Source organism: Pseudomonadales bacterium, assembly GCA_041395945.1.
Classification (GTDB): Bacteria; Pseudomonadota; Gammaproteobacteria; order Pseudomonadales; family Azotimanducaceae; genus SZUA-309.
Genome location: JAWKZN010000001.1, coordinates 1,444,954 through 1,463,857, shown reverse-complemented (window position 1 = coordinate 1,463,857; position 18,904 = coordinate 1,444,954). Strand labels below are relative to the sequence as shown.

The 18,904-nt window shown below is 59.7% G+C and carries 14 protein-coding genes; 8 read left to right on the top strand and 6 right to left on the bottom strand.

Going from position 1 to position 18,904, the window contains the following annotated elements; genetic code table 11:
• The first annotated feature begins 70 nt into the window (after nt 1–70).
• The 7 genes from R3E82_06875 to R3E82_06845 all read left to right on the top strand — a co-directional run bounded on the left by R3E82_06875 (nt 71) and on the right by R3E82_06845 (nt 9,056).
• Complete coding sequence (locus R3E82_06875; protein MEZ5550591.1) at nt 71–919, top strand: MoxR family ATPase; 849 nt, start codon at nt 71–73, stop codon at nt 917–919.
• A gap of 58 nt (nt 920–977) precedes the next feature.
• Nucleotides 978–2,156, top strand: a complete 1,179-nt coding sequence (locus tag R3E82_06870) for a VWA domain-containing protein (protein ID MEZ5550590.1) — start codon at nt 978–980, stop codon at nt 2,154–2,156.
• A gap of 157 nt (nt 2,157–2,313) precedes the next feature.
• Complete coding sequence (gene hrpA, locus R3E82_06865; protein ID MEZ5550589.1) at nt 2,314–6,069, top strand: ATP-dependent RNA helicase HrpA; 3,756 nt, start codon at nt 2,314–2,316, stop codon at nt 6,067–6,069.
• Nucleotides 6,070–6,210: 141 nt separating this feature from the next.
• Entirely contained in the window at nt 6,211–6,603 is a 393-nt protein-coding gene (locus R3E82_06860) for a hypothetical protein (protein ID MEZ5550588.1), read from the top strand.
• Between the two features lie 45 nt (nt 6,604–6,648).
• Entirely contained in the window at nt 6,649–7,491 is an 843-nt protein-coding gene (locus R3E82_06855; protein ID MEZ5550587.1) for a DUF692 domain-containing protein, read from the top strand.
• A complete protein-coding gene (locus tag R3E82_06850; GenBank protein MEZ5550586.1) occupies nt 7,472–8,248 on the top strand; it encodes a putative DNA-binding domain-containing protein in 777 nt (258 codons plus the stop codon). The genes R3E82_06855 and R3E82_06850 overlap by 20 nt, the downstream gene beginning before the upstream one ends.
• The gene (locus tag R3E82_06845; protein MEZ5550585.1) at nt 8,241–9,056 is read left to right on the top strand and encodes a VacJ family lipoprotein; all 816 of its coding nucleotides are present in this window, start codon (nt 8,241–8,243) and stop codon (nt 9,054–9,056) included. Before R3E82_06850 ends, R3E82_06845 begins: the two co-directional genes overlap by 8 nt.
• Before the next feature lie 80 nt (nt 9,057–9,136).
• Here R3E82_06845 and R3E82_06840 read toward each other — a convergent pair whose 3' ends face one another.
• Together R3E82_06840 and dusA are read right to left on the bottom strand one after the other, a co-directional pair.
• Nucleotides 9,137–9,580 carry a TerB family tellurite resistance protein gene (locus R3E82_06840; protein ID MEZ5550584.1) on the bottom strand — a complete coding sequence of 148 codons (444 nt, stop codon included), beginning with the start codon at nt 9,578–9,580 and terminating at the stop codon, nt 9,137–9,139.
• Between the two features lie 5 nt (nt 9,581–9,585).
• Nucleotides 9,586–10,599: a tRNA dihydrouridine(20/20a) synthase DusA gene (dusA, locus tag R3E82_06835; protein MEZ5550583.1), complete on the bottom strand. Its 1,014-nt coding sequence runs from the start codon at nt 10,597–10,599 to the stop codon at nt 9,586–9,588.
• Between the two features lie 301 nt (nt 10,600–10,900).
• Here dusA and lpxC point away from each other — a divergent pair, with 301 nt between their 5' ends.
• The gene (gene lpxC / locus R3E82_06830) at nt 10,901–11,803 is read left to right on the top strand and encodes a UDP-3-O-acyl-N-acetylglucosamine deacetylase (GenBank protein ID MEZ5550582.1); all 903 of its coding nucleotides are present in this window, start codon (nt 10,901–10,903) and stop codon (nt 11,801–11,803) included.
• A gap of 9 nt (nt 11,804–11,812) precedes the next feature.
• Here the strand turns inward: lpxC and R3E82_06825 are convergent, their stop codons facing one another.
• The 4 genes from R3E82_06825 to R3E82_06810 form a co-directional block, all read right to left on the bottom strand.
• A complete protein-coding gene (locus R3E82_06825) occupies nt 11,813–13,171 on the bottom strand; it encodes a hypothetical protein (GenBank protein ID MEZ5550581.1) in 1,359 nt (452 codons plus the stop codon).
• 144 nt (nt 13,172–13,315) lie between these two features.
• Nucleotides 13,316–14,956, bottom strand: coding sequence for a hypothetical protein (locus tag R3E82_06820; protein ID MEZ5550580.1), 1,641 nt, complete (start codon nt 14,954–14,956; stop codon nt 13,316–13,318).
• Nucleotides 14,957–14,992: 36 nt separating this feature from the next.
• A complete protein-coding gene (locus R3E82_06815; protein ID MEZ5550579.1) occupies nt 14,993–17,467 on the bottom strand; it encodes a LamG domain-containing protein in 2,475 nt (824 codons plus the stop codon).
• A gap of 17 nt (nt 17,468–17,484) precedes the next feature.
• Nucleotides 17,485–18,687 carry a hypothetical protein gene (locus tag R3E82_06810; GenBank protein MEZ5550578.1) on the bottom strand — a complete coding sequence of 401 codons (1,203 nt, stop codon included), beginning with the start codon at nt 18,685–18,687 and terminating at the stop codon, nt 17,485–17,487.
• Nucleotides 18,688–18,904 lie beyond the last annotated feature (217 nt).

Sequence of the window (18,904 nt, the reverse complement as noted above, 5' to 3'; positions counted from 1 at the left end):
TCCAGTAAAGTACGGCGCTTCGATCTTTTCAGCCTTTTCATCAGCCTTACAGGGCCTCAGGTACCACCGAATGATATTTGACAGCACCGATTCCTATATTTCGACCGACGAACTGAGTATGGCTGTGGACGCCGCCGTGAAACTCGAGCGCCCGCTGCTCGTGAAAGGTGAGCCTGGTACCGGAAAGACGATGCTGGCAGAGGAGGTGGCGAGCTCTCTTGGTATGCCTCTCATTCAGTGGCACATCAAATCGACGACCAAGGCCCTCAATGGTCTCTACGAGTACGACGCGGTTTCACGGCTTCGGGATTCCCAGCTTGGCGATGAGCGGGTGCGCGACATCCGCAATTACATTCGCAAGGGCAAGTTGTGGCAGGCCTTCGAGGCAGAAGAGCGGGTGGTACTGCTGATCGATGAGATCGACAAGGCAGACATAGAATTTCCCAACGACCTGCTGCAGGAACTCGATCGGATGGAGTTCTTCGTCTATGAACTGAGCGAGACAATCAAGGCCAAGAACCGGCCAGTGGTGATCATCACCTCAAACAACGAAAAAGAACTGCCCGATGCGTTTCTGCGCCGCTGTTTCTTCCACTACATCAACTTCCCGGATCGGGAAACGATGCAGCAGATCGTGGAAGTGCATTTCCCCGGCATCAAGCGCGATCTGGTCAAGGAAGCAATGGATATTTTCTTCGATGTGCGCAAGGTCCCCGGCCTGAAGAAGAAGCCATCCACTTCGGAACTCATCGACTGGCTGAAACTGCTCATGGCTGATGACATCCCGGAGGAAATTCTGACCAACCGCGATCAGTCGAAAGCCATTCCGCCTCTGTATGGCGCGCTGGTGAAGAATGAACAGGACGTGCACCTGCTTGAACGGCTTGCATTCATGAACAGACGGGATTCCCGCGGTTGATTGATCTTTTCACCGGTATCAATATCCAACTGATGAAAACGCTCCCGGGGGCGCAGGTATGCTGATCAACTTCTTCATGACATTGCGGAAGTACAAGGTGCCGGTCACGATCCGCGAACTGATGGATCTGATCGCAGCACTCCAGCAGCGCGTGGTTTACGCGGATGTGGACGATTTCTATCTTCTGGCCCGCACCTGTCTGGTCAAAGACGAAAAGAACTACGACAAATTCGATCGGGCATTCAGCGCCTATTTCAAGGGGCTGGAGGATCTGCACGGCCTGCTCGAGTCGATGATTCCTGATGAGTGGCTGCGACGCGAATTCGAGAAATCGCTTACTCCTGAAGAGCTCGAGCAGATCAAGTCTCTCGGTGGCCTCGAAAAGCTGATCGAAGCGTTCCAGAAGGCGAAGGAAGAGGAAGAGCGCCGTCAGGCCGAAGAGGCAAAGAAGGGCAAGGAAGGCAAAGAGGGTCAGGAGGGCGATGCGGATCGTCCTGGTAACAAAGGCCCGAACGGTGAAGGCAGAGGCAAGAAGAAAAAGGCCAAGAAAGTCTGGGATCAGCGTCAGTACAAGAACCTTGATGACTCGGTAGAAATCGGTACCCGTAACATCAAGATGGCATTGCGCAGACTGCGGAAGTTCGCCAGAACCGGGGCTGAGGAAGAGCTGGATATGGACAACACCATCCGCTCAACCGCACACAATGGCGGCATGCTCGATATCAAGATGCGTCCGGAACGACGTAACACCGTGAAGGTGCTGCTGTTTCTCGACATCGGCGGATCCATGGATGCGCATGTGAAGGTGTGTGAGGAGCTGTTCTCTGCGACCCGCACGGAGTTCAAGCACCTCCAGAGTTTCTACTTCCACAATTTTCTCTATGAGAGCGTCTGGAAGGACAACAAGCGCAGGATGACGGAACGTCTACCGACCTGGGAGGTGCTCAACAAGTACACCCAGGACTACAAAGTCGTGTTTGTCGGCGACGCGACCATGGCACCCTATGAGATTACCCACGCCGGCGGCAGCGTCGAGCACTGGAATGAAGAGCCGGGAGTGGCCTGGATGTCACGCTTCACCGATCTCTACGAAAAGATCATCTGGATCAATCCGACCCCTCAGGAGACCTGGGAATACTCTTCATCGGTATCGCTGATCCAGCAACTCGTGGACGGCCAGATGTATCCGCTGACCATCCGTGGACTGGAAGAAGGGATGAGCGCGCTGTCGAAGTAAGTGCCGCCCGGATCGTCGAGCCGGAACCAGCACCTTGCGATCGCTGGTCCGGCACGCCTCTCTCTTTCCGAAACCAGAAGATCGAAACCGAAAGGACGCTGCGCTCGACAGGGCCTACTGTAGGCTCTCCCGGCTCCTGAGGTGTATTGCCTGGTAAATGAATTTGAGTGCTGATGTGAAAATGGATCCTGCCGGCAGCGGCGGTCTGCACATCGAGTTTCCGTCCGATCTGCCGATCTCCGCCCACGTCGATGAGATAAGGGCTCATCTGCGCAGTTCCCAGGTGCTGGTGGTGGCAGGAGAAACAGGCTCGGGAAAAACCACGCAACTGCCGAAAATCTGCATTGCCGCGGGCTATGGAAAGCTGGGCATGATCGGCCATACCCAGCCCAGGAGGCTGGCCGCTCGGGCTGTGGCTGGCCGCATCGCGGAGGAGACCCGTTCACAGCTGGGTGCCGCGGTCGGTTATGCCGTGCGCTTCAACGACGTGGTCAGTGCTGACACCCGAATCAAGATCGTTACCGATGGTCTGCTGCTCACCGAAATCCGTCGCGACAAACTCCTGTCCCGCTACGAGGTCATTATTGTGGACGAGGCGCATGAGCGCTCTCTGAACATCGACTTTCTCCTGGGGTATCTGCAGGGCGTGCTCGAACGTCGCGCCGATCTGCGGCTGATCATCACCAGTGCGACCATCGATGTCGCGGCATTCTCGAGCCATTTCCGGGATGCACCCATCGTGGAGGTCAGTGGTCGTTCCTATCCGGTGACCGTCGAGTATCTGGACGACGCCCTGGCTGCGAGTTCCGCGGAAGAACGCCTCCTCGGTGCGCTGGAAGAGATCGAAAGCAAGCCCCGGACCGGCGCCCGGGATGTGCTCGTGTTTCTGCCGGGTGAGCGGGAAATCATGGAGTGTGCGAGATTCCTGCGCGAAACCGCCGGGCAGCGCTTCGAGATTCTGCCCCTGTATGCGCGACTGTCCGCCGCGGAACAGCAGAAGATCTTCGCAACTGGCCGGCTGCGCCGGGTCGTGCTCGCCACGAACGTGGCTGAGACGTCACTGACCGTCCCGAATATCGGTTTCGTTGTCGACTTCGGCACCGCCCGGGTGAGTCGCTACTCCTTTCGCTCCAAACTGCAGCGTCTGTCGCTTGAACCCGTATCACAAGCCAGCGCGGATCAGCGTGCGGGGCGATGCGGGCGAATCGCGCCGGGCACCTGTCTGCGGTTGTACACGCGGGAGGACTTCGAGAGCCGACCCGCCTATACCGACCCCGAGATCCAGCGAACCAATCTCGCTGCCGTCGTACTGCAGATGCGGGCGTTCGGTCTGGGGGATCCCAAAAGCTTTCCCTTCCTCGAGCCGCCCGACCCGCGGGCGATCCGGGATGCGGAAAATCTGCTGGCGGAACTGGGAGCATTGACGGGGGAGCGGCTCACGGACCTGGGCCGCATGATGGCGCGGATCCCGGTGGATCCGAGACTGGCGAGAATGCTGATTGCGGCGGATCGCACCCGGGCCCTGACCGAGATGCTGGTAATCGTCAGTGCGCTGGCTTCGGCCGACGCCCGGGAGCGCCCGTTGCATAAACAGGGCAGCGCAGACCAGGCCCACGCGCAATGGGCCGACCAGCGATCTGATTTTCTGACTCTGCTGCGCCTGTGGAACTGGTTCGAGGAACGGCGCCAGCAGCTGACCCGGGCTGCACTGCGCCGCGAACTCGGCCGAAATTTTCTGTCTGTCAGTCGCATGCACGAGTGGCGCGCCCTGCACCGGCAACTGCTGCTGGTAGCCCGGGAGCTGAAGCTGAAACCAAACGGGACCGCCGCCGACTATGCGAGCGTCCACCAGGCACTGCTGCCCGGCTCACTCAGTCTGATCGGCCGCCATGAGGAGCGCGGCGAGTATCTGGGTCCGCGCAACCTGCGGTTTCGCATTTTCCCGGGTTCGGCACTGTCGGCGAAGACGCCTAAATGGCTGGTGTGCGGGGAAATCGTGGAAACCAGCCGGGTTTACGCTCGCCAGGTTGCCGGTGTTGAACCCCGCTGGATCGAGGAAGCCGCCGCACACCTTGTCAAGAAAAGCCACAGCGAACCGCACTGGAGCATCAAACGCGGTGAGGCGGTTGCCTATGAGACCGTTACCCTGTTCGGATTGAGTCTGGTCGAACGGCGTCTGGTGAGTTACTCGCGGATCGATCCTGTGGTCAGCCGCAATCTGTTTCTCCTCGATGGGCTCGTGCGCGGTGCCCTGCGCAAGCCACCGGACTTCCTGAATCACAATCTGGAGGTGATGGGACGCATCCGAGAGACAGAGGATAAGGGTCGGCGTCGCGACCTGCTGGCTCCGGAGTCCGTGATTGCAGAACTCTATGATCGGATCGTGCCGGCTGACGTAATCAGTGCGCAACGGCTCGACCGCTGGCTGCGTAAGGCGGAGCCCCAGACACTGACTGCCCTTTATTTCAGCGAAGCGATGCTGTCGGCGGAAGATGGCGGAGGCTACAGCGAGGCAGATTTTCCAGCAGAGCTCGTGCTACGGGATGTCAGTTTCGCGCTGAAATACCGGTTCGCACCGGGAGAGCAGGACGACGGTGTGTCGATTCAGGTTCCGGTAGGGCTGCTTCACCTGCTGGCGGATACGCTGCTCGACTGGTCAGTCCCCGGCATGCTGGGCGGCGTGGTGGAGCAATGGCTGCGCAGCCTGCCCAAGTCCAGGCGGCGGCCACTCACCCCGATACCGGATGCCGTCGAAAAAGTCCTGCCCATACTGCTGCAGCCCGCCATCTACCGACAGGGCCGTATCGGGGTGGCCCTCGCCGATGTGTGTTGGCACGAGTTCGGGGTACGCATCGATGCCGGTGACTGGGATCGAACCCGGCTGGACGCGCACTGGCTCATGAATGTGCAGGTTGTCGATCCACAAGGCCGGATACTGGCGCAGAGCCGCGATCTCGAGAGGCTCCAGGCAGAGTTTCGCCGGGAACTGGAGGCGCGTCTGGAAGGCGGACTGCGCGAGCGTCACGAGTCCTCGGGATTGAAGGAGTTCCCGGCGGAGCCGCTGCCGGCGAGTGCCGTTCTGGGGGCGGCAGGTGCGGAAGTGATCGTCTACCCTGCGCTGGTGGACGAAGGTGCAACCGTTGCGGTGCGACACCTGCTCGATGAGCGCGCCCAGGCTCGTGGCAACCGTCAGGGATACCCGAGACTGGCACTGCTGACGCTGGGACAATCCACCCGATACCTGAGGAAGCAGCTGGCCGCCGATCGTCGGCTCGGACTTCTCTATGCGCCTCTGGGCAGCGCGGCACAGCTCGAGGAGGAGGTCCTCAAAGCCAGTGCCTGGTATTGCTACTTCGAGGGTCGGGAACTGCCCGTTGACGGAACCGGTTTCGCCAAAGCGCTGCAGGATCGGCGAGGAGATCTGGTTCCCTGTTTCGAAAGAATCACCGCCAGTCTGGCTGCCGCGCTGGCGCTTCGCATGGAGGTGATCCGGGCGCTTGATGCGACCACATCACCAGCTTTTGCCGAGTCGGTTGCCGACATGCGTGACCAGGTGATCCGACTGATCCCTGCCGATGTACTCAGTGTGACGCCGCCCGAATATCTGGGCGAGCTGCCGCGCTATCTGGAGGCAGTCAAAGTGCGACTCAACAGCCTGCAGGGAAAGGTCCCCCGGGATCGCGAACTCAGCCGGGTGGTGCAGGGTCTGGCGGAACGGGTGGCAAAAATCGACGCCACCGGAGAACTGTGCGAACGGGATTGCCAGCTGCTGCGTTTCGAACTGGAAGAGGTCCGGGTCAGTCTGTTTGCTGAAAGCCTTGCCTCCCGCTCCAAGGCTCGTGGTGTGAAATCATCTCCCAAGCGGCTGGACCGCCATCTGCAGGGTATCGAGCGGGATCTTGGGCTTGTTTGAGAATCTGTCCTGGCGCGTATACTCATCGTCGGCTGATCCTGAACCATTCAGGAACCACAGGGTCATACCACGGGGGCGCATTCCGCGCTCAAAGCAACATCAATACGGCCCGGATGGGGCTGGAGAGGAGAATCTGAAGATATGAGCACCTTGAATCGAAAGATGAAGCCCGTCACTGCGGCTGTAGGAACTGCGTTCGTTGCCTCCCTGGCAGCAGCAAGCTACGCGAGCGCCGAGAACCCCTTCGCAACCGATGATCTTGCCCGGGGTTACGACCTGCTTGCCCAGGCCGATGCGGAGGGCAAGTGCGGTGAAGGCAAGTGCGGTGAAGGCAAGTGCGGCGAAGACAAGGAAGGCGAAGGCAAGTGCGGCGAAGGCAAGTGCGGCGAAAACAAGGACGGCGAGGGTAAGTGCGGCGAAGACAAGGACGGCGAGGGTAAGTGCGGCGAAGACAAGGAAGGCGAAGGCAAATGCGGCGAAGGCAAGTGCGGTGAAGAGAAATCCGCAGAAGGCAAGTGCGGAGGCGCAGCCTAAGCCAGCGTCCTGCCGGTCACATCAGAGGGATTTGAGTCCATGCTGATGCCTCCGGTAACAGGTGCCGGGCTGGGGTTGCGGCGAGGGCTGCTGCCCCAGCTGACTTCGGTGGCTGAAGGTGCCATCGATTTCCTGGAGCTTGCACCGGAGAACTGGATTGGAGTGGGTGGTCGGTTCGGCCGCCAGTTCCAGAAACTCGCCGATCGATTTCCCCTCGTCTGTCACGGCCTGTCCCTGTCCATCGGCGGACCGGCGCCGCTGGATCGTGTGTTTCTGAAGGAAGTGAAGCAGTTCCTCAGTGACTTCCACGTCCGCTGCTATACCGAGCACCTGAGCTATTGCAGCGACGACAAAGGGCATCTTTACGACCTGATGCCGATTCCCTTCACCGAAGAAGCCGTTCGCTATGTTGCCGACAGGATCCGCGATGTACAGGACATACTGGAGCGGCGGATCGGCATCGAGCACGTGTCTTACTATGTGGCACCTGGTGCGCAGATGCGGGAGGTCGACTTTATCAATGCTGTCCTGCGCGAAGCAGATTGTGACCTGCTGCTGGATGTCAATAACATTCATGTCAACGCGATCAATTTCGGCTATGACCCGTACGAATTTCTGGACCGCATCGACGGCGATCGCACGGTCTACACGCACATTGCCGGTCACTACGTGGAAGCTCCCGATCTGCGCATCGACACACACGGTTCCCGGGTGATCGAGCCGGTCTGGGCGCTTCTCGAAGCCGCTTACGCGAAGTTCGGTGTCTCGCCCACACTACTGGAGCGGGATTTCAATTTTCCGCCGCTGGACGACCTGCTTGCCGAAGTGGATCGGATTCGTCAGCTGCAGCGTCAGCGGATTCAGAAGAATGCCGCACTCGGGCACTAATCTCCCCGAATTCCGGGAAATGCAGCTGGCGTTTGCCGCCCACATCCGCAACCCGCTGGAATACCCGGTGCCGGCAGGGGTAGATGCCCGGCGGATGCAGGTTTATGTGGACCTGTTCTTCAACTCAATCGAGAGTCTGCTGGCCGGTTGCTTCCCGGTGAGCAAAAGGGTGCTGGGGGAGGAAGCCTGGCGTGGCCTCGTGCGCGAGTTCATTCATCACCATCCCAGCGAGTCGCCCTATTTTCTGGAGGTCAGTCAGGAGTTCCTGGATTTCGTGCAGAGCGGTGTCCCGGCGGAGCTGCCCGACTTCCTGCTGGAACTGCTCCACTATGAATGGGTGGAACTCGCGCTGGGTGTGAGCGATGCCGAGTTTCCGGTCAGGGATGTGGATCCAGACGGTGACCTGCTGGCAGGTGAAGTAGTGGTTTCCCCCCTTGCGCGATGTCTGGCCTATCGATACCCGGTACACGAAATCGGGCCGAACAATCGACCTTCGGCGCCCCCGGATCGACCGACCGAGCTGATTGTTTACAGGCGTCGCGACGATTCGGTTCATTTCATGCGGGTGAACGCTCTGACATTGCGTCTTGTAACGCTGCTGTCCGAGGTTACGAACGGTCGCGAAGCGCTGGAGAACTTGGGTCGGGAAGCTGCGCACCTCGATCCGGCGCTTACTTTCAAAGAGGGGATTGCAACGCTCGAGCGGTTGCGAGAGGCTCAGGTCCTCGTGGGTACGAGATCTCCAGGGTATGGCTGAGGTTCCCTTCCAGCGCCTGTTGGTGCTGTTGCTGCTGCTGTTTTTCTGCGTGTCTGCTGTCAATGGGGCGGAGTCGGACCGGTCTGCCGGCCGGACAGACGAGGCTGAGAGATCTCTCAGTGAACCAGCTGCCGGGGAGTCGGAATCCGACCCGCAGCCTCGCTACCGTGATCCGGATCCCTGGATTGGCCTGAATCGTGGCATCCATCGGGTGAATGATCGGCTGGACAGCTGGATCCTGCGCCCGATCGCCCGGGGCTATCACTGGGTAGTGCCGGATCCGGTTGAAGACGGTGTCAGCAATTTCTTCGACAACCTGCAGTCTCCAGGCATCGCATTGAATCAGATTCTCCAGGGTAAGCCGGGGCCGGCCGCCAATGATCTTGGCCGTTTCCTGGTGAACACGACCCTGGGAATCGGCGGGCTGTTCGATGTGGCGTCCCGCTTCGGGATGCCTCAGCACGAAGAAGATTTCGGACAGACCCTGGCGGTCTGGGGCATTCCAGAAGGTCCCTTTTTCATGATTCCAGTGCGGGGGCCCTCAACGGTGACCTATGCTGTCGGAATGATCGGGGATGCCTTCACCAATCCCATTGGTTTCATCGACAACGTCCGGGTCCGTAATTCGCTCTACGGACTCTACTTCATCGATCTGCGCGCGCGACTGCTGTCCGCCGAGGATCTCATCACCGGCGACGAATACCTTTTCATCCGTGATGCCTATCTGCAGCGCCGCGCCTATCTGGTCAAAGATGGCGAGTTCGATGAAGACCCTTTTGAAGATTTTGAGGACTACGAAGACCTGTAGTGGCCTGAAACAAGCCACCAGCAAGTTGAAAGGAGCGTTTCTCCAGCGCCACCGGATAGCCCGATCCGCGGCGCTGGAGTTCAGGCAGACTGCCGCGCCAGAAATTTTGCCTCGATGAACCGTCTGTGGCTGAGGTACAGCAGATCGGCGATCCGACGGATGGTGTGCTCCTCGAGCGGGTCAACACCGGCGCCTGCGTAGGCGAGTCGCCACAGGTTCACGACAAGTTCAAAGCGTTCCTGTTCGTTCCAGCTCTCATTGATCGCCTGGGTATAGGGTTGAACGCCCACGCTCTGCGCCTGGGCCTGCCGGGATTCTTCGATCAGGGCATCGAGCGTGGTGCCATCGAGTTCGAACTGAGTGGTCAATGCTGACCGCAGAATGGCGATTTCCTCATCTGAGATGTCATGGTCTGCCCAGGCAACTTCCAGCAGCAGTATGGCTGCCGCGAGCACCGTGACAGGCTGGCCGTCCTGCTCCCGGGCATTGCGGATTCGGATGCGGTCAAGCAGACGGGTGAGCATGGTGGTCAGCCGCTCGCCGCAGCCTTGAGCGGTGGCTGTGGCTTGCGCACCATGGCGGCCGCTTCCCGCACCAGGTCGGGATCATTGCGCCTGAGGGTATGGGTGTCGCTCAGCACCTGTCGGTAGCGGCGAGCGCCGGGTCTTCCTGCGAACAGCCCCAGACAGTGACGGGTCATGCTGTGCAGTGGCGTACCGCGCGCTACCTCGGACTCGATGTAAGGAAGATAGGCGCTCAGCAGTTGCCACGGATCGAGACATTCGCCTCCGAAAAGCATCTGGTGCACCGCGTTGAGAAACAGTGGCTGGTGGTAAGCCTGGCGCCCGATCATGAGACCGTCTGTACCCGGCAGCTGGGCGGTTGCGACCTCCAGAGAATCGATTCCGCCATTGAGAATGATGCCCAGCTCTGGAAAACGGGCCTTCAGCGCATGGACCCGCTCGTACTGCAGGGGTGGTATGTGACGGTTCTGCGCGGGCGAAACACCCTTGAGCAGCGCTTTACGGGCGTGCAGATAGAAACGTGAGCATCCCGCGGCCGCGACGGTCGCAACAAAGGCTTCGAGCAGCGGCTGGCTGTCCGCCTCATCGACTCCGAGCCGGCATTTCACGGTCACCGGGATACCCGTGCTGCTGCGTGCTGCGCGGACAAGATCAGCGACCAGTCCGGGTTCGCGCATCAGGCAGGCGCCGAAGCGGCCCTGCTGCACCCGCTCAGACGGGCATCCGACGTTGATGTTCAGCTCATCAAAGCCGGCGGCTTCGACAATTTCGCCGCACTTTGCGAAGTCCGCCGGATCACTGCCACCCAGTTGTACCGCGATGGGATGCTCGGCGGGATCGAAGGCGAGCAGACGGTCCCGGGGGCCATGGAGGAGGGCACCTGTGGTGATCATCTCCGTGAATACCGTCGCCCGCGGTGCACAGATCCGGTGCAGATAACGGCAGTGCCGATCGGTCCACGCCATCATGGGGGCGACAGAAAGGAGGGGACTCACAGCAGGGTGGTTGAGGGCTGGCATGGCAGGCCGGATAGTTTACTGGCTTCTGGTGCGACTGGCAGCGCGAAAATCGTGCCCGGGCGGCGGTCGTTGCGGCCGGAGCACCCCTGCAGTCTTCATAATTCTGTCAGACACGAAAATAGCAATGGATCCTGGATAGATGACCTAATCTATTGATTTGTAATAAAAATATGGAAAGAAGTAAAACTTGCGTCCGTTCATAGTTCTTCCATATTTTTCTCCATATTTCCTTCATTTTGCTGGAGAAGGTCTGTATAGTCCCGTGCCAAGCGTTTGAAATCAAAAAAGAACCCTCTAAAAAATGCAAACACAAAGAACTCTGCAACGGTCGGTCCACGCTATCGGAATCGGTGTTCATTCGGGTCAGAAAGTTCGTATGACCCTTCGCCCTGCCGGGGAGAACACGGGCATTCGTTTCATTCGCACGGACCTCAATCGTGCCCAGGTGAAAGCGAGCGCCATGCATGTTTCGGACACGACCCTGTCTACCAGCATTGCAGAACGGGATGTGCAGATTTCCACCGTGGAACATCTGATGTCAGCGCTGTGGGGGCTGGGTGTGGATAACCTTTCGGTTGAACTGAACAGCGAAGAAGTGCCGATCATGGATGGCAGCGCGGCACCCTTCATCAACCTCATCCGCAGCGTGGGTCTGGTTGATCAGAATGCACCTAAGGAATACATCCGCGTCACCCGTGTGGTGGAAGTCAGTCAGGGTGATGCGGTCGCCCGTCTGAGCCCCTTCGACGGCTTCCGGGCCGACTACACCTTCGAAGCCGATCATCCCGTGTACAACCGCTATCCGAAGCGTGCGGTGCTGGATTTCTCACACACCTCTTATGAGGATGAAGTCGGCGGTGCCCGCTCATTCGGCCTCGTCAAGGAACTGGATCAGGCCCGTTCGATCAATCGTTGCCTGGGTTCCAGCCTTGAGAATGCCGTTGGCATCGACGATGAGCGGATCCTCAATCCGGACGGCCTGCGCTACCGGGATGAGTTCGTAAAGCACAAACTTCTGGATGCGATCGGCGATCTTTATCTGCTGGGCCGTCCGATCCTGGGCAGCTTCCATGGCCACAAATCGGGCCACGCCCTGAACAACAAGCTGGCGCGTGCCCTGCTGCGCTGCGAGGATGCCTGGGAGATGGTCACGGTCGGAAGTCCGGACTTCGCGGACGTTCGAGTGCTTGCGCCGGCGATCTGATTCGATGAGCTACAGCCCGGCCGGGCTGGAAGCCTCTTCGTACATTTTGATCAGAAAGCCCCGGATGGCGGCTTCGGCATCCGCTCTGGGCATGATCTTCTGTTCCTCCATGACCAGCGCCATGTCTTTGAGCGATCGTTTACCGTCGATCAGTGACATGATGAACGCGTGCATGCGGGTGGCGAACGCCTGGTTCTGAAATGCAGGCAGGAGGGGAATCGCTCCCCGACCCTTCGCGATCCAGTCGGGCAGACTCTGATACCGCGTCACGGTAGCCGCGCTGCTGGTCCTGGTCGCCAGAAAGTTCACCACGCTTTCTGTTCTGCCGTGGCGACTGTCCGGGGAAGTCATGTAAGGCAGGATTTCTTCCCGGCAATCTCCAACCGCGAAACCGCTGGCCGCGGCAAGTACCAGCAGCTCCTCGAGACTCCCGCAATCCTGAGGGGATACCGGGGTAAAGGCGGCGGAGCCCTGGTAAATCCAGCTGCCCCCGTCCGCAAGCAGCCGATTCAGGCCGGCAAGCATGTGTCCGATGGGGGACTCGATCACATCGAGCAGCCAGGGTGTGATTACCAGGTCGAAAGTACCTGCCTGGAAAGGGGGTCTGGTGACATCGGCCAGTATGACCTCGAACCCCGGTCGCGCCGGCTCAGGCGCCTCGAGCCGACGTGTGATCGCGCTCAAAGATGGCCGACGTGGAGCCAGTGGAAATTCCGTCATCTCGACGGACATTCCGTCGGCCAGCTGGCGCAGCAGCGTTGTCAGCATGGGATTCAGGTCCATGGCCACCGTCAGCGCGTCGGGGAGTGCCTGATGGATATCGTAGGCCAGCCGGCCGGCACCCGCGCCGAGTACCAGTACCCGCCCTGGCGATTGCCCGGCAATGAGCCCTGTCACACCCCTCAGGGCGGCTGCGTTCTCCGCTTCCCCCCATGCCCAGTCGCGATGCGCGTTGGCATCGTAAGAGTGCAGTCCCATCCGGGAGGGCAGCCGGGTTTTCAGCGCGAGATAAGTCTCCAGATTGGCCGGGATACCGAGCTGCAGACTGCCAAGCAATGTCCGCAGGCTCTGCTGTTGTGCGACGCATCCTCTGATGATGGATTCGAGGCGTTCGCTCGCCGGACCCCGCGCCGCGACCTCTGGCAATGCCGCACGAGCCTGCTCCTCCTGGGCCTGCAGTGACGCCAGGGCCATATGCCAGCGATTGCGCCACTGTGTTCTGCAGGCCTCGGGATCCGCGACCAGCCAGGGAACGCCATCATGAAGCGGAAAGGTGATCTGACAGGCGGAACAGGACAGATTGTCCAGCGCCGTATCGCAGCGGGGGCAGGCGAGGAGATCCATCAGTGTCGGCAATTCCAGATCCATATGTGCCGTGACTGTTGCGATTGTAGTGGATGTGGGCGCGTTTTCTAATCGCGCCCCGCTGCACCGCCATGCCACGCCACTGTGGCCCGCTCTGACGAATGGCGCCTGACCGAACGACGCCCGCTCAATACAGTGCGCTTTCCCTCAGATGAAACCGTTCACGATCGGCTGGAAGGCCGTGTACAGATCCTGCTGCGCGGCAACCGGCGAGTTACCGAATATGGTGCTGAACTGGTTCTGCTCTCCGTGCAGGGCCATGTAGTTCAGCAGTACAGTCTGCACCAGAAGATTCACGTTGTTGGCGGCGGGTGTGCCGCTGGTTTCCACCGAGCCGTCCGGCCTCATGAAACCGATCTGCTGGTGACGGGCCTGTTCTGCAGGGGTACCGCCGATCAGTGTCGGTCGACCATTGGGACTGTAGACAAGGAAGAAGGTCGCTGCGGTCGAACTGTTGTCGCTCGTCCACTCCCCCTTGCCACGTCCGTCGACCGTATTGTCGATTACACCATTGGATGACAGGGAGCCGTCGGACATTACGTAGAGCATCAGCGGCACACCGACACGAGCAGCATACTCAATGCAGGCGCCCATGCAGACCCCGGCGCGGAAGTCCTTCACTTCGCCTTCGGCCCGGCGGCCGCCGTGATAGTCGTAGCCGCCCATCTGCACGGTGCCGGCGCCCGCGAAGCCATTGATGACCATCTTCATCACGGAAGCCGTCTTCTGGAATTCCCGGGCATTCTGATTGCCGGCGTCCCATTCCGGTTGAGTGAAGATACCGGTCGCACCGACGATGTCGGGATCGCCACCGGGTGAGAGTGTCGCCGGATTTCCGAAGCGATCGGCGAGATCGGCACTCTTGAGATAGCCGCAGCGGACGAGATCCTTGACCACATCCGAGGTGGTGATGGCCTGGCCTGTGTTCATGCCATTCATTTTCGAGTCGCTGATGCGATAAATCGACTCCATGACCGCCACCGCATCTGCCTGGGTCAGGACGCTGGTGAGATCACCTACATCCACCAGTCCGGTGACGTCACTGGGACGGTCTACCTTGGTCGGCCGGATGGTCAGGTCGATGAGCGACAGGGGTGCCATCGAGTTGCCACCCGAGTCTGTGTTTGCAGAACCGATCAGGGTCAGCAGCGAGCCGTCGGCCCCTTTGCCGATGATCGTGGGATTGTTGTTGATGTCCCGGCCGATGCCTGCGCGGGCGATGCCATACATGGGGTTATGGGGATTGTTGCCGGTGTCGTTATCGGAACGTGCGGGAATGACCGCACCACTGACATTGGCCGCGGTGGTGGGACTGATCCGGGTCATCATGCCGCGCAGAAAGGCGCTGTCTGAATGGAAGGCAAGCCCGAGGCGCTGATCGATGAAGTCGTTGGTCTGGGTACCCGGATTCACGATCGGGGGAATCATGTCGCCCGGCAACCCCTGCCGCTCGTAGCCCGCGGTTGAAAGAAAATCGAGCTGTCCATCCCGCTGACCGACCAGCACGTTGGAACCCGCCTGATTCGAACCACCGGCGAGGTCGAAACAGATGAAGGGGACCTTGCCCGCACCATTCTGGGCGATACCGCAGTTCTGAATCAGAGGCAGCAGATCATTTGACAGCACCGCATGGGCTTTTCCGCCTAGCGAAATACTGGTGGTGCCAAACAGCGCGCCTGCACCACCCATGAGAAAGCCCTGCGCCAGAAATTCCCGGCGCGTGCGTGGACGCTTGTGATTCGGATGACGGATCGGGTCGTCATAGTTGCGCTTTGTTCGTCTGATCATGATGAATCCTCGGAAACTCTTTTCGAATACCTTTGACTACTGGACCAGCATCGCCGCGCTGCCGAGCACGGAGGCACAGGCTCCTTTCATGATGGAGTCCGTATTGCTGGGTCCGCCGATCAGGCGATCGATCAGCGCGTTGACTTCCGCAGTGACCTCCGCGGGATCCGCTTGCGTCGGCAGGTTCAAACCGACCATGTTCGCGAGCAGCGGGTCGATTACCAGGGCACGGTTGTTGAAAGCGGTCGCCTTGGCGGTGCCCCAGGGGAAACCGGGCCAGTAGGCGGCGCGATCACCCGCGTCGTCCACGAGTGCCGCGCAGTAGGCGATCGCGAGCTGGGTAACCCCCATCTGTTGTGACGAGATGAATCCCGCAATCTTCGGTTGTACCGGCATTGCCTGATAGACCTGCTGGTAGGTGGGCATCACGGCAGGATGGGAAACCGGCACACCGGTCATTCTGGACATGGTGGCATTGATCTCCGCAAAGTCACGGATGCCACTCGGCGGCGCCTGATCTGCAGGATCGACATCCGGTGGCGGGGGAGGCGCCAGCGGCGCTGGTTCGGTTACCACATTGACGGCATCACCCAGGCGCTCGAAGGTAAGGAAGAACTCGTCGCTTTGTGGACCGTTCTCCAGCGGAATCACCGTGCCCAGTGTCGACAGCCACTGCAGTCCTTCCGTCGCATAGGCCGCATCGGTGATAGTGACGTCGATATTCCCATAAGCCTGGCCTACGCCGATTTCTCTGCCATTCAGACCGATGCGCATGCCCTGGACCGGAATACTGCCCAGAGTCACACCGGCCGGGTTGAGCACCACGAAGAAGGGCTCGTCGAACAGGTAGGCGTAGGAGTCGTACTGGCTGACCTCCATGACCACATAGGCGTCGGCGATGCCGATGTGATCGCCTACGTTAAAGAGCAGGAAATATTTCTCCCCGACGCCTACCTCGAAGTTCTGCATGACCTGGGCCGGGGTCAGAATGCGGTTGTGAACGGCGAGCAGTCGCATCGTGCCCGCCCAGCGGTTGTTGTTGTCGACCTCACTGCCGATGGCGAATGCGAAGGTGTCGTCCCACACATTCAACAGAGCAGGCGGTGTGGCGTCGGTTACATCGATCCGTTCACCGTTGACGAAAATCTGCCTGCCATTGATCGGATCGTAGTTGAGTACCACGTGCTGCAGAGAGGCCTGGAGCACTTCATCCGCGTTCGGCGTTGACAGCAGTTCGCCATCAGCGTCCGCTGGATCGTTGCGCACGAAGGTGTCGTAGTTGTACAGCGTCTGGCCCAGGAGGAAATTCCTCGAGTTGGAGGATCCTGAGTAGGTAACGATTCGCGCGGGGCCGTCCTGGGTCACATTACCGGGAGCCACCCAGGTTTCGATGGAGAATTCCCCGGTGGAGGTGATCAGATCGTACAGTTTGGCACTGGCCGTAGTGGAACCCTGTGCCTTCCCTGCCACGAATTGAACCCCCCAGCCGCCAACCCAGTTGTAGCTTCCGGACAGTGTGAGATTCAGAGAGGGCTCGACACCACTGGTGTCATAGACCTGATTGCCGTTGCCGGTCTTGAATTCGTAGAGGGCGATGACATTTGCCTCATAGCGGCCACCGGCAGAAGAGATGATGCCCTCCGGCAGCGTCAGCGCCATGCTGGTGACCAGACTCGGATCGATGATGGTTATAGGAATGGCTGCGGACAGATTGAATATCGCAGTCTGCATGAGGCCGGAATCGTCGCCATCCATGAAATCCTGATTGCCGTTGTCGCAGACATTCCAGCAGTTGTGGGATTCCTGCCGCAGGCGCAGCACAAAGCGGGAGTTGGCGGGAGTGTCCAGATCGATTTTCGAACGGGCAGCGTCATAGGCGACGTCGATGTCAGCGCTCGCGAAGAAGGGAGACTGAGGTATCGCTGCAGCGTCGGAGTGACATCCGGCGCAGTACTGCGTCAGCAGATCGTGTACCTGTGCGAACTCGGCAGGGGGAACATCCGGGAAATTTCTGCTGCTTCCCGGTGCCCGCAGAACGGCCGGTGCAATCAGCTCTACCTGTTTGCCTGCGCCGCCGAGAGTCGCTCCAGCCCAGTTTTCGATGTAGGACTGGATGATGTCGCCACAGGCGTTGTCATCATTGAGCCAGCAGTTGTGTCCGCCACGGACTTTGGAAACCATGATCGACTGGCCAGGGTCAGCCAGGTTCACCACGGTGTTGGCCGCATCGTATGCCAGATTGATGTCATCGGCGCGCACGAAGCGCGGGTTCTGCGACTGGTTGTGACAGCTGCCGCAGCGGTTGTTGGGCACCAGGTTGTCCCAGAGCGCGAGCTTGAAACTCTGCACGTCCGCGGTTGCGGGTGGTGGACCACTGTAGTTACTGACATTTGGTGCAGAAGTGAGGGGATTCGCGACCGTAGCCGCGCCGCTGCCACCACCGCAACCCTGCAGAAAGGCCACAGAGACGAGCAGTGCGACCAGATACCGTAAAGCGTTCGCTGAGTACATTTTTGCTCCCTCTTGGCCTAGTCGCCCATGCAGTACACGGCGGACTCGGCGTATACCTGCTTGAGGTTGTAGTTGCTGCTGCGGAAAGAACCCAGCATGGCTGCGATCTGGGCGCGGTCTGCGGCATCCTCTACGGGATGCAGGCAGACGTTCTCGAATACCTTCCGGACCTGGCACTGGGCGAAGATGTCGCTGTTGGCGAGTTCCTCACCCATGGATTTGGCGCCGGAACCGGCGCCGGGGAGGGAACTGTCCCAGCCGAGCAGCTGGTTCGGTCCGTTGCGCCAGTAGTTGAACCAGCTTTCATCGGTCGTGATGAAACCGTGTTCGAAGTTGTTTGAATTGTTGAAGTACTTGGAGGCGACCTGGCTCGAGTCGTAGACAATCCGGCCATTGTTGCCGTCCGGGTCGGTCACGGGGTCGTAGACGTAGTCGTAGTGGGCGTATGCACCGGCCAGAGGATCCATACCCGAGTGGCAGCCGATGCAGTTGTTCAGAAACAGACGGCTGTCGCCGCCAGGACTGCGCGAGACATCCTGACGGATACGATCGGGAATACGTGAGGTGTCCATGACCTGTTCAAGGTCATTGCACATGTGATTCAGCAGTGTGAACCGGAACATGGCCCGGTTGGTGCCGTCAATAAAAAACGCCTTCGCGGCAGCCCGGGTAGTCATGACCCCTGCGGTGGCGGAAGCAGGCACCCCGGTGAGTGCTGACTGCGGGGTGAACTGAAGGTTGGCAGAAAGATCGATTCCGGCGTTCTCCAGTGCTTCGTAGTGTGCATTGCTGGTGTTCGAATATGCCGGGATACCATTACCGGAGCCCGTGTAGAGCACGTCAGCGCTGAGAATCTCGCGGAAGTCCCAGTTGTCCCGAACCATGCCGATGATGGTGGCTATGTAGTCATTGAGCGGGACAAACACGCTGCGCTCCCGGTTTGTCCAGGGTGCTGCAAAGTTTTTCAGGGTGACGTTGTAGAACTCGGGAGCGTCTGTTGCCAGAAGAGCAGCACCGACTTCATCGTTGTTGCCGATCCGGGTTGCCATCTCAGCGAGAGTCGCCTCATCCGGTGGTACACCGGCGATCCGGTCGTGAATTCGTTTCGCCTGGTCTCTGGCATCTCCCAGACTCGCGGGTGAAGCGAGCGAGCAGGTCAGTGCCACGCACGCAAGGAACGCGCCGTAACCCGTGCGGCGGGTTGGTACATTGGACTTCATGAACACGCTCCTATCGTGTTTAGTGTTCCCAAACACTTCGGTCATCGAAGGCACAGACGGGCACACGACACTTCCCGCGGTTCCATCGACGGGACAGACAGGCTGCAAGACTCCTTGAAAGCCGGTTGGCCCACAGTGACCCAGGTCACACAAGAACAAACTCGCCCTCCCGTCGGCTCTTCCATACCGTCGCCCTCCCGTCGGCTTTCCCGCACCG

What these genes read in the sequence shown, in the direction of transcription:
- R3E82_06875 (MEZ5550591.1), top strand. Translation starts at nt 71, where the DNA reads ATGATATTTGACAGCACCGATTCCTATATTTCGACCGACGAACTGAGT.
- R3E82_06870 (MEZ5550590.1), top strand. Translation starts at nt 978, where the DNA reads ATGCTGATCAACTTCTTCATGACATTGCGGAAGTACAAGGTGCCGGTC.
- hrpA (MEZ5550589.1), top strand. Translation starts at nt 2,314, where the DNA reads ATGAATTTGAGTGCTGATGTGAAAATGGATCCTGCCGGCAGCGGCGGT.
- R3E82_06860 (MEZ5550588.1), top strand. Translation starts at nt 6,211, where the DNA reads ATGAGCACCTTGAATCGAAAGATGAAGCCCGTCACTGCGGCTGTAGGA.
- R3E82_06855 (MEZ5550587.1), top strand. Translation starts at nt 6,649, where the DNA reads ATGCCTCCGGTAACAGGTGCCGGGCTGGGGTTGCGGCGAGGGCTGCTG.
- R3E82_06850 (MEZ5550586.1), top strand. Translation starts at nt 7,472, where the DNA reads ATGCCGCACTCGGGCACTAATCTCCCCGAATTCCGGGAAATGCAGCTG.
- R3E82_06845 (MEZ5550585.1), top strand. Translation starts at nt 8,241, where the DNA reads ATGGCTGAGGTTCCCTTCCAGCGCCTGTTGGTGCTGTTGCTGCTGCTG.
- R3E82_06840 (MEZ5550584.1), bottom strand. Translation starts at nt 9,580, where the DNA reads ATGCTCACCCGTCTGCTTGACCGCATCCGAATCCGCAATGCCCGGGAG.
- dusA (MEZ5550583.1), bottom strand. Translation starts at nt 10,599, where the DNA reads ATGCCAGCCCTCAACCACCCTGCTGTGAGTCCCCTCCTTTCTGTCGCC.
- lpxC (MEZ5550582.1), top strand. Translation starts at nt 10,901, where the DNA reads ATGCAAACACAAAGAACTCTGCAACGGTCGGTCCACGCTATCGGAATC.
- R3E82_06825 (MEZ5550581.1), bottom strand. Translation starts at nt 13,171, where the DNA reads ATGGATCTGGAATTGCCGACACTGATGGATCTCCTCGCCTGCCCCCGC.
- R3E82_06820 (MEZ5550580.1), bottom strand. Translation starts at nt 14,956, where the DNA reads ATGATCAGACGAACAAAGCGCAACTATGACGACCCGATCCGTCATCCG.
- R3E82_06815 (MEZ5550579.1), bottom strand. Translation starts at nt 17,467, where the DNA reads ATGTACTCAGCGAACGCTTTACGGTATCTGGTCGCACTGCTCGTCTCT.
- R3E82_06810 (MEZ5550578.1), bottom strand. Translation starts at nt 18,687, where the DNA reads ATGAAGTCCAATGTACCAACCCGCCGCACGGGTTACGGCGCGTTCCTT.